The organism is Acetobacterium wieringae (assembly GCF_001766835.1).
In the GTDB taxonomy this organism is placed as follows: Bacteria; Bacillota; Clostridia; order Eubacteriales; family Eubacteriaceae; genus Acetobacterium; species Acetobacterium wieringae.
Genome location: NZ_LKEU01000044.1, coordinates 26,478 through 37,769 on the forward strand (window position 1 = coordinate 26,478; position 11,292 = coordinate 37,769).

Annotated in this window: 9 protein-coding genes and 1 pseudogene; 2 read left to right on the forward strand and 8 right to left on the reverse strand. The window is 40.3% G+C overall.

What is annotated here, in order from left to right; translation table 11 throughout:
• Positions 1 to 222: 222 nt before the first annotated feature.
• Together ACWI_RS16760 and ACWI_RS16765 are read right to left on the reverse strand one after the other, a co-directional pair.
• Complete coding sequence (locus ACWI_RS16760) at positions 223 to 1,677, reverse strand: sigma-54 interaction domain-containing protein (protein WP_070372597.1); 1,455 nt, start codon at positions 1,675 to 1,677, stop codon at positions 223 to 225.
• A gap of 250 nt (positions 1,678 to 1,927) precedes the next feature.
• Positions 1,928 to 3,262 carry an aminomethyltransferase family protein gene (locus ACWI_RS16765; RefSeq protein ID WP_070372598.1) on the reverse strand — a complete coding sequence of 445 codons (1,335 nt, stop codon included), beginning with the start codon at positions 3,260 to 3,262 and terminating at the stop codon, positions 1,928 to 1,930.
• Positions 3,263 to 3,440: 178 nt separating this feature from the next.
• On the opposite strand from ACWI_RS16765, the gene ACWI_RS16770 reads away from it, so the two are divergent.
• Both ACWI_RS16770 and ACWI_RS16775 read left to right on the forward strand, forming a co-directional pair.
• Positions 3,441 to 4,346 (forward strand): LysR family transcriptional regulator, encoded by a 906-nt coding sequence (locus tag ACWI_RS16770; protein WP_070372599.1) that lies wholly within the window; start codon positions 3,441 to 3,443, stop codon positions 4,344 to 4,346.
• A 690-nt stretch (positions 4,347 to 5,036) separates the two neighbouring features.
• A pseudogene (locus ACWI_RS16775) lies at positions 5,037 to 6,542 on the forward strand (IS5 family transposase).
• Between the two features lie 28 nt (positions 6,543 to 6,570).
• Here ACWI_RS16775 and ACWI_RS16785 read toward each other — a convergent pair.
• The 6 genes from ACWI_RS16785 to ACWI_RS16805 form a co-directional block, all read right to left on the reverse strand.
• Entirely contained in the window at positions 6,571 to 7,017 is a 447-nt protein-coding gene (locus ACWI_RS16785; RefSeq protein ID WP_070372602.1) for a uroporphyrinogen decarboxylase family protein, read from the reverse strand.
• A gap of 88 nt (positions 7,018 to 7,105) precedes the next feature.
• Positions 7,106 to 8,716 (reverse strand): recombinase family protein, encoded by a 1,611-nt coding sequence (locus tag ACWI_RS16790; RefSeq protein WP_242871642.1) that lies wholly within the window; start codon positions 8,714 to 8,716, stop codon positions 7,106 to 7,108.
• Positions 8,713 to 10,020, reverse strand: coding sequence for a recombinase family protein (locus ACWI_RS16795; RefSeq protein WP_070372603.1), 1,308 nt, complete (start codon positions 10,018 to 10,020; stop codon positions 8,713 to 8,715). The genes ACWI_RS16790 and ACWI_RS16795 overlap by 4 nt, the downstream gene beginning before the upstream one ends.
• 64 nt (positions 10,021 to 10,084) lie before the next feature.
• A complete protein-coding gene (locus ACWI_RS19140; protein ID WP_175440976.1) occupies positions 10,085 to 10,240 on the reverse strand; it encodes an SHOCT domain-containing protein in 156 nt (51 codons plus the stop codon).
• Complete coding sequence (locus ACWI_RS16800; RefSeq protein ID WP_070372604.1) at positions 10,237 to 10,662, reverse strand: helix-turn-helix domain-containing protein; 426 nt, start codon at positions 10,660 to 10,662, stop codon at positions 10,237 to 10,239. Before ACWI_RS16800 ends, ACWI_RS19140 begins: the two co-directional genes overlap by 4 nt.
• Positions 10,663 to 10,729: 67 nt before the next feature.
• Positions 10,730 to 11,236: a phage holin family protein gene (locus tag ACWI_RS16805; protein WP_070372605.1), complete on the reverse strand. Its 507-nt coding sequence runs from the start codon at positions 11,234 to 11,236 to the stop codon at positions 10,730 to 10,732.
• Positions 11,237 to 11,292 lie beyond the last annotated feature (56 nt).

Sequence of the window (11,292 nt, forward strand, 5' to 3'; positions counted from 1 at the left end):
CTGATGTGATTTCTGTTCGTCAGACCGGAAGTTTGCCGCCGGCTTCCTTCAGATTCCCCGTCGCCGGGGACACCCTTGCCTTAAGCTATTCACTTGGCACTACCTACCCGTGCTCGGGACTTTCACCCGTTAGATTGCGCCCATGCCGGGCGCACTAAAAAAAGCTTGTAATGACAGTGAAGTCATTACAAGCTTTTTATGAGAATATCCCAATATTCGAGTTTATTTATTAATAGGGTGTTTTTTCAAACGACGAAATAATGTGCTTCTCGAAATACCTAGTATTTCTGCCGCTATTGTACGGTTTCCACCGGCCTCTACTAACGCCGTAAGAATCTTATCGGACTCGATTTGGTTATATTTATCTATAACTGTATTTTCTTCCCATATCGCCTCATGATCTTGACGAGTGCCGATTGTAGTGTCTGCTACTAAAAAGTCTTCACCTTGAAGTAGTCTATTAACCATTTGTGCGTTAATAAGGTTCTCTTCTGATAACACTACCAGCTTCTCTACTAAATTACGTAGTTCTCTTACATTTCCAGGCCATGCATATTCTCTAAACAAATGATATGCATCTTCAGCAACTCTGTGATGACTACAATAAATCTTATTCAGTAGTGAAACGAAATGATTAACCAATGGAATAATATCGTCTTTCCGTTCTCGTAGCGGAGGAATATTAAGAAAAATGACTCCAATACGGTAAAGCAGATCCTCTCTGAAGCTATTATCCTTCACCATTTGTTTAAGATTCTTGTTAGTCGCTGCAATAAAGCGAACATCAAGCTCAATCGTTTTTGTGCCACCTACTCGCGTAAACTTGCGGTTTTCCAAGACACGAAGAAGTTTTACCTGCAGATCAAGCGATATATCTCCAATCTCATCCAAAAAAACCGTGCCACCATTAGCACTTTCTAACAAACCTTCATGTCCTGAACTTAGTGCTCCAGTAAAGGCGCCTTTTTCATAACCGAATAACTCCGACTCCATTAAGGCGGGTGACATTTGGGGTATGCAAACAGCAACAAATGGCTTTTCACGACGATCACTGTTTTCATGAATGACCTTTGCAATTATTTCCTTACCTACACCTGATTCTCCTGTAATCACCACACTAGCATTTGTTGGGGCAATTTTTACCGCATTTTTAACAATTTTACTCATACTTTTGTCTGCAAAAACATGAATGTTATCATTTTTAATAAGGTAATTATATAGCTGCTTATTTTCTTGCTTATAATATTCCAAATGGAGCCGCATTTTATCAATTTCTTTTAAAAGTTCATGAGGTAGCACACTATATGTTACTACATATTCTAATTCACCCTTAAAATCTTTTATAATTTTACTCTCGGAATACACCCATTGGTCATCGATCGCATGAAAAAACTCTTTTGCGTCAGTTCCTTCAGAAAATGCTCTTTCACTGGCTGATGATTCATATAATTTTTCCTGGATTAACTCTGTAGAACCTTTGCCCTCAACATCAGCGGGTTTTAGCTTTAGACCTTTCAAAAATTCTTCACTAACAAAAACAAACTTTTTATCCGGTCCACGGACTGAGATAGATATCATCTCAGAAAGACTTTCCACCAACATGCGATTAAACTGCTCAGAATCTCTATCACCAATATTATAATAGTTCATGTGATCACCGAGTAGAATACCCGACATTCCCCTCCTTTTGTTCTAAACCTAACTGTTTGCTTTTATTAATTTTATTATTCAGTCAAAGCCTTAAAAAGTGAAATTAAAGTCAAACCGTCGTATCTAATAAAGGGCAAAGGCTTTAATTTAACCTCTTGCCCCGTTGTTGTATAATCAGGTTAATAAAAACGGTGCTGAAAATTAACGACACATTTTGTTGTTTCAAATATCTGATTTTAAATTTGAATGAATAACCAGGTGAGTGGCTCAGTTAGCATTATTCAAAAACTGGATGCGGTATCTTTTCCACATCAAAGGTTTCATTTCGATACTCTTCATTATAGTAAGGAAACGGTGCAACCGTTGCGCGTATCTCAAGCTGTGATGTTTCTGCGGTACCCCAAATCACTATCAGTTCCTTGCCTTCAATTGCATAATCCTTCTCAACAAAAGCCAAAGAAATCATTTTTTGATGATAATAGTCATTTGTTCTTCCTGCGGTCATACCTACCATATTTCCGTTATTTAAAACCTTGCTGATCACAAAAGGTGCTTCCCCGCCATCACCGACACGCGTAATCTCTTCAGCAGTTGCTTGCTTTGTTCCATTAAACTGCGTTGCAAAAACTTTCCCAATATCTTCAGAATTCCATTCCAGTGTCACACATTTTTTAGGCGGATTTTTAGCAATTTCCTGAAGCGCTGTTTTCCCAATGAATTCATGATCATAGTTAATTAAATATTCCCAAGCCACATCAAACGGCGTTACAAAGGCATTTTCAGAGTTGTCGCTTGCACTTCCAAAGAATGGATATTGTTTGTGACCTTCAAAAATATATGGACACGTCTCAATATATTTCAACAATTGTTCGCCGCTGGAACGCCAAGGATACCAAAAATGAATCCATTGATTGGGATAACCACCCTGGGTATGGCTTCTACAATAATTACTGACGCCTTGGCGCTTTAAACCAAATTCTGCTCCGGCTGCTACTACTGCATCATAAACAGCATCAGCATGATCAGTGCTGCCATGAATTTCGTAAGCCAGCGCACCAGACATCCCAAGTCTCACTATTGTTACGTCAGTACCTGCGATTTTTATATTTTTTCTTCCTGCAAATTTTATGTCATGTAAATCAGTTTGTGAAGCTTTCTCCATAATTTGCAATGATTTTGGGCCGTCAATCTGGTAAAAATACTCGTCAAAAACCCAATTTCCAGTCACATTCATACCTAATGTATCGACATAAAATGATACAATCGGAGCCAGCCAATAGGTTCTAAAGGTATCTTCTCCAGTTCGGATTATTAAACCGTCTGCCAACAGCTGACCTCTATCATTACACATTAAGGCGTGTCTTGACCCACCGATTTTTAGTTTTTCGAAATCCCGGTTAACGCAGACATAGTTGAGTAACTTAACGGCATCCGGCCCAGAAATATCATACACCGGCGAACAATTTAAAAAGCAACCAAACCACGCTGATTCTCGACAGGCGAGCATTTCATCCTCACTGGATGTGAATGCATAGGGATAAATCCCGCCATCTTTTCCCCAATTAATCAATACGGGGCAATCTTTATTTACTGCACTGTCAATTGTAAACATCGCACTTCCTCCTAAAATTGTTTTTATCAAAGTAATTACCTTTTATGCTTTCATTATAGTGCTTTTTTTAATTCTTGAGAAATGCCAATATTAACGGGATTTATGTCAATAAAGCATAAATAACTTGCCAGTGCACTTTTTTACTGATATATTCAAAATAAAAACTGGAGGTACCACTTTGAAACTGCACTATATTGAAGAGTATCTAAAACTGGCTGAGACGCTTAATTTTTCAAAGACAGCTGAAATAATGTATATTACCCAACCTGTTCTTAGTCGACACATTGCAATCGTTGAAGCAGAAATGGGAGCCAAACTTTTGCAGCGCAATACCAGACATGTCGTACTCACTGAAGCAGGAAAAGTGGCATATGAAAATTTTACTGCTATGCTTACGCAATACCATATTGCACTTGAACAGATAAAACTTCTCACCTCCGGTCAATTAGGGAGCCTTAAAATCAGTAGTCCCTACTACTACACATCTGATTTTACCGAACCAATCGTCGAACGTTTCTCTTTGGCTTATCCAAAATGTGATGTGCAAATATTATCCTGTCAACCGATTGAAGGTCTTAAAAGTCTGCTGACGGGAAACAGCGATCTTTTTCTCACAACTAACACTGGTTTGACGGCGAATAGCGAACTTCGGCAAATACCTTTTGCTTCTGAAATACTCGCTGTTTTACTTCCTTCTATGCATCCACTTGCCAATCAGTCATTCATTAATCCGACAGATTTAGTCAACGAAACCTTTATTTTTTTAGACAACAACGCCGGATATCGAGATTTCAATGCTGAAATTCTCTCAATCTTTGTTCGTTTCGGCATTTCGCCAAAAAAGACTATTTTCACACAACAAGTCGATACACTGGGTCTTGCTATCCGTAAAACTGGAGGCATCAGCATTATGCCATATAGTGTACGTCATATGGATAGAGATTATATTAAAACTATTCCGCTTATAGGGCATGAATTTATCGTGAAAATGTGCTTATATTACCGCTATGACAACTCAAACCCTCTTATTCATAACTTTATCCAAACCGCAATAAAAACTTTTCAAAACAAGGAAGAATCGTGAGCCAAAAGAGCATCAATTTGGCGAAAAATTCAAAAGTTATCCATACAATCCTTTTTAATACAACTTATTATTTTAAGCCATTGTTACACAAAAATTATATGACTTTCCTTGCATAAAAGGTTATTAATGCCTATAATTTTTACATTTCATCACATAATAAGTGGTTTACTGTTTCGCGCGCTTTGCGTACGAAACAGACTCAAGTCTATAAGGAAAAAGACCCGGCAAAACCAGATCTTCCTCAGTATTTATCGCAATCTCTAAGTTGATTGGAGTTTCGCCAATCGTTCTTTGTTTTTCAAGCAATTAATCATTCGCTTCGTATGAACTTACTTTTCTTTGACCGGAAAAGTCAATGAAACATTAATCCATCCTAACACCCAGCCAAATAACCCCATTATTATAACCCATATCAGACTTGTGAAAATAACCCAGTATGGGTTTTCAATTGGTCCGACCTTAGTGTAGTAACCGGCCGTAAAATATACCCCCAAAAATAAGCTGAGACCGTTAAATACAGCTAAACCATGCTGGGACTTTATCCATCCAGTAACAAAGCAAAAACATAAATAGGGCTTACTGAACAAATCAAAAATCGCTTAAATGCTGACTTTGAGGCATATTTTTAGTATAATAAGTGCAAAGATAATTACTTTTTTACCATAAAACCCTTGCAGATGGAGGTGCCTTATGTATATCAGAAAGACGGACCAAATCAAGTTTTCGGATGATTTCTTTCTTCCTTTCGGAGGAAAACTTAACAAAGACAACCGCTGGGTCAAACTGGCGGAGATGATTCCGTGGTCTGATTTTGAGGATGCCTACGCCAGGAACTTTAAATCTTCAACGAGAGGCGAAGAAGCGTTCTCAGTCCGGGTTGCTCTGGGAACACTGATTTTGCAGACCCGTTTAAAACTGGTTGATGCTGAAGTGCCGTTACAGGTGATGGAAAATCCCTATCTCCAGTATTTTCTGGGCTTTGACGGTTTTGAAGATACCCGCCCGCCATTTGATGCATCACTGATCACTCACTTCAGAAAACGCTTTACGCCAGATATTCTCATGGAGATCAACAACATGATCGCCATGAAGGAGTTTGAAGCTGTAGAAGACAAAGGCGAGGATGATGATCATCACGATGCCCCCGGCCCATCAGAACCATCCGATGAAGGAAGTCAAATCAGCTTTTCTAATATCCCGAAGAAAGGTAAACTGATTCTTGATGCAACCTGTGCGCCAGGTGATATCCGCTTTCCCACCGATTTGCGTCTTCTCAATGAGGCACGTGAAAAACTTGAAATGATGATTGACGTTCTGCATACGCCGGATATCGCTCTTGTTGCCAAACCCCGAACTTACCGCAATAGGGCCCGAAAAAACTATCTGTCCATCGAAAAGCAGCGCAAAAAGCGCAGCAAAACAGTCCGTAAAGCAATTCGAAAACAGCTGGGGTATGTGAAACGGGATCTGGAATACGTCGAGACTTACCTGAAAGACGCTGCCAGAGCCGAACTTCTGACAAAACGCCAGCACAGCGAACTCGAGACCATCCGAAAGCTTTATGAGCAACAGAACACCATGTATGAGACGAAAACGCACTCTGTCCCAAACCGGATTGTGAGCATCTCACAACCTCACATCCGGCCAATTTTCAGAGGAAAAGCCGGCTCAGACGTTGAGTTCGGGTGTAAAGTAATGACAAGCGTTGTTGACGGCTATACCTTCATTGAGAAGCTTGACTTTGAGAGTTTCAATGAAGGAACTTTATTGCAGGAAGCGGTTTTATAATACCTGATGCGCTTTGGCTGTTATCCGGAGGCGGTGTTGGCAGATTCAATCTTTCGTAACCGTGAGAACCTGGCCTGGCTGAAGCTTCGGGGCATTCGAATCAGTGGCCCGAAGCTGGGGCGCAAACCGAAAGTGGTATCTTCTGAAGTTAAGCAAGTGGAACGTGCCGATAATGGCGAGCGCAACGCAATCGAAGGCTCTTATGGTGTCACTAAACGAAAATATGGCTTTGGCCTCGTCAGAACTAAACTTGAGAACACAACCAAAAGCGCCATTATTTTACAGTTTCTGGTAATGAATCTGGACCGGAGGATGCGGTTCTTTTTGTCTCAATTTTGGATTCGTTTCATCGACTTAATGCAAGCTGTAAATTTGGTTGCTGGTTATGGATTTCAATCCGTTCAGTAAACCCTACTTAAATCTCATGGCCCAGTCGTCAGGCTTCTTCAAAAAAACCTTGATGAGCCGCATTGGGCGTGCCTGGACACGAAATGTAAACCATATAGCGGCCATTTCCTGCATACTGATCAATGCAGCGTTTAGCTTCAGCTGCTCCCTTTTCGTAAGTAATATCCGTTGAAAAAATTGGTGACTGGGAGTCAGCCCCACCGTGAATAACAAACTCCGGATATTTCTGCTGGATGGCTCGAAAATTATTGGAAGGCTGAGCTGGGAAGAAACTCTGGATTCCAATCTCAACAAAATCATCAACCAGAAGATCCCATTTTTCACAAATATGTTGTTTTGCAATCATTCCGTTATCTTTGATCGCCTGAATAATTCTGGCATGATGTTCTTTAAACAGTTCTCGGTAGGTATTAGGTGAGATCATCGGACTGATGACTGAAGCAATATCATCCATGTAGGTAAAAACATCAGGCATAAACTGAGCAGCTTGTGCTATTATGCGGTATTTAGAGATTTTGCGTAATGCCTTCACTATTAATTGGTTTAAAACGCTTGCCTTGCAACTAAATATTTCCTTTCATTGGCCATTTTATCTCCGCTCCATCTTTAAACCGAAAGTTGACTTCATCCTTGGAGAGAACAACCATCTCTAAAACAGTCCGACGCCAGAGGGTTTCATCAAATTCTGTGAGTAGCTGGTCGCGTTTTTCAAGAATATCCAGAAAGGCATGAATCTGATTCTTCTGGGCCTCCCGTTTTCTGATTTCTTCGGTTAAGGCCATATGGCGATTGCGAAGTTTATCATAGCTCTCAGCATAGGTGTTGTACCGGCGCTGGTATTCCTCCTGGTCCATCGCTACCCGGGTGTTTTCACTGACAAAGGCATCCACCATTATTTCAATGGAGCTGCATTCTTCATCAACTTGCTTCAGTTCTTCTTTTAAGTCCTGACAATCTGTCAGCTTATCAAGCATAAGGCGGTAATTCTCAAAAATCTCTGCTTTATTTTTAATGAGGTGATTCATGACTTCCACGAATAGTTTTTTAATGGTTTCATCATATAAGTGCGGTGTGTTGCATTTGTCTTTTTCCTTAAACTTGTTATTACACTGCCAGACAGTATGCTGATATTTGCTACCAGAATGCCAGACTTTGCTGCCATAGGCACTGCCACAATCGCCGCAAATAATCCGGCTGGAGAAACAACTTTGACAAGCTGTATAACCGCCTTTTGATTTTCTTCTAGCAAATTCTTCCTGTACCAGGCCAAAGGTTTCTGGTGGAATGATGGCTGGGTGACTATTTTCAACATAATATTGGGGAACTTCCCCTTCATTGGTTTTCATTTTTTTTGTCAAAAAGTCAGTGGTGTAGCGTTTTTGTAAAACCGCGTCGCCTTTATATTTCTCATTTTTAAGAATGCTGATTACCGTTGACACTGGCCATTTTTGTCTTTTCGTTGGGCTTAAAATTTTTAATGCCATCAGCTGTTTGGCAATGGATGAAGGGGTATGTCCTTCCAGAAAAAGCTTATAAATGAGTCGGATTGTCGTTGCTTCTTCCTCAACAATCTGTGGCAGTCCATTCTCCCCTTTTACATATCCTAAGAAACTCTTGTAAGGTAGGGAAATATTTCCGTCGGAAAAACTTTTTCTTTTCCCCCACGTCACATTTTCTGAAATTGAGCGGCTTTCGTCTTGAGCCAAACTCGACATTATGGCGATCAATAGCTCCCCTTTGCTATCGAGAGTGTAAATATTTTCTTTCTCAAAGTAGATTTCGATGTTTTTTTCTTTCAGTAATCGAACATTTGTCAGCGTGTCAACTGTATTTCTGGCAAATCGAGAAACTGATTTGGTAACAATTAAATCGATCTTTCCATCCAGCGCATCCTTAATCATGCGATTGAAGCCATCACGCTTTTTGGTACTCGTTGCTGAAATACCCTCATCCGTATAAACTTCTACAAATTCCCATTCCGGCTTGTCTTTTATATACTTCGTGTAATAATCCAGCTGAGCTTCAAAACTGCTTTGCTGTTCTTCTAAATTAGTTGATACTCTGGCATATGCAGCCACCCGCTTTTTTCTGGAAGGCTTTTCATCGATCTGCATAAACAATTCAGGAGTTGCCGGAATAACCGTTACGGATCTTATATTTCTTGCACCATTCAATTTGCCAGCCCCCTTTCCATTATCAGACTTTGTCGTTTTCTGGCTTCCTGTCGCTTCTTCTCATCCCAGCTGTCTTTTCTTGATTTATTATGCCATCCTTTTTCGACGGTATCTCCGTTGTGAAAAACAAATTTCAATTTAAAATCATCCGGCACCCGGATCTCTTTGATCTGCTGATGAAAAATTTCTTCATCAAACGGGTCAAGCCCTAAGACTTCGGCTGAAACCTGCATGAGTATTACTTCGGGAATCTGCTTGGTATGACAGACTGATTTTCCAAAGTGCAGAAAGGTTCTGCAATTCCAATACACATACCCATGGGTTGGTTTCCGGTTGTAGTGTTTTCCGCATTTGTCACAGACTATTTTTTCAGTAAAAGCATAAACGGCCTTCTCTTTCTTCCCTGATGTTTTTCGCTTTGATGCTAATAAAACCTGCGCTTTGTCAAAGGTCTCTTGATCGATGATGGCCGGATGGGTATTTTCGGCGTAATACTTTGGCAACTGCCCCCAATTGGTAATTAACTTTTTTGTCAAATGGTCTGAAACATATTTTTTCTGCGCAAGCGAGTTTCCAGCATACTTCTCATTTTTTAATATCTCTCCGACCCGCTCCGCCGTCCAGATTCCGTCTCTGATTCTTTTAACATTTAATTCTCTGAGCTTTTTAGCAATCTGGGTACATCCCATTCCACCAAGGTAATCATCAAAAATCATTCGGACAATCTGGGCCTGTTCTTCATCAATCTCTATCAGACCCCTAGAAATCCGATAACCATACATAAACCGAAGGTTAACCAACTCCCCTTCCAGAAAACCCTTGCGGATACGCCATTTGCAGTTCTCGCTGACCGACAAACTTTCCGCCTGCGCAAAAGAAGCGAGGATAGTGAGCATCAACTCACCATCCCCGCTTAGGCTGTAAATATTTTCTTTTTCAAAATAGACTTCAATATTAAGGCTACTTAGTTCCCGGACCACTTCTAACAATGTCACAGTATTTCGTGCAAACCGTGAGATCGACTTGGTGATAATCAGATCTATTTTTTTATTCCGACAATCTGTCAGCATTTTTTGAAACTCAGCGCGATTATCTTTGGTGCCCGTTGCTGCTTCATCGGCATAAACACCGGCATACTGCCAATCCAGCCGACTTTGAATGGTTTCACTGTAATGGCTAATCTGAGCAGATAACGAATGAAGCATGGCATCTTTTCCGCTACTAACTCTGGCGTAAGCTGCTACCCGCTTTTTCACCGGTAGCTTGATTGCGACAGGATCAATTTTAATAACTTTTCGCATCATTTTGTCACTCCTTTCTACCTGTGATGTTAGCTCTGATTTTGATACAAAGCAAGTCATTAAGCCATTATAAGCTCGAAATAATGGGCTGATATTTTTCCAGAAGCATCGTATCGAGGCGGTCAAACTCTTCCTTTGTGATAAGACCTTTACTCATCAGTTCTTTTGATAATATGACTGAAATGCGATAGTTTTTTTCCTGTTCCAGTTGATCTTTTGTCATGGTGTCTCCTCAACTTTTTCTTTAAACCGATATTGGATATAACAGGCATGGCTGCAAAATTTTCGCTTTGAATTGCCATAGCTTTTAAAACTTTTACCGCAGCCATGGCAAACTAGGGCATAATATGCTTTTCTCTGGATGTGGGCATCATTGGCTTTCCACCAGAGTCTGCGGCATTCTTCAGTACAAAACTTTTTATGCTTTCCCTTGGAACCTTGTTTGATGGGCTTCCCACAGTGTTTACAAACATCTTTTTCATCTAAGACACCAGTTGTTTTCTTTGCCATGGTCTTTCCGAGATTATGGCGTCTGCAATAGGACTTAATGGTGTTTTCAGAAATATTGAGTTCACTAGAAATTTGCGAATAGCTAATACCCAAGAGCCGCATTTCATGGATTCGATCTTTTTCTGCAGTAGTCATTCTTTCCTCCAATAAAAAAACAGAGGCGATGCTCACTGACCATTTCCTCTGTTTTTGTTTTTAAATCTTAGCTGTTACTACTTCCGGTTTCATTGCCCGACTTTTTATCTTCTGTATCAGATTGAATTTTACCTTCAGATTCATTCTCCATCTGGGTGCGGATATTCTGGGTCAGCTTTTCTAAGAATGGTGGAAAATTCACATTCATATCCTTCATGTTTTCTAAAATGCTGATGATCTCATTACAGATCAGCCAAACCGCCACAAATGACGCAATAACAAAATTGACTTTTGCATCGACGCCAATATACTGACTGGCATAGAGTAAGGTGTAATCGAGAATCGCACCCACGGCAATCAGATAAAACAGGCAGACTTTTTTCATGATGCCCTGAAAGCCTTTGTAGCTTGAGATCTTATTACCCCGGTACTTGGCTGCTGCCAGTCCGGTGATATAATCAAAGGTAGCCAGGACAAAAAGCAAGATGACAGGCACGGCCAACATCCCCAACCAACCGGAAAGGGCTGTGAAGGCCACGGCGACAACTAATTTAATCTTATCTAGATATTCCATTATTCTTGTTCTCCTTTAAATGTATTTTTCTCTATAAAAAAAAGCCCGAAGGCTTT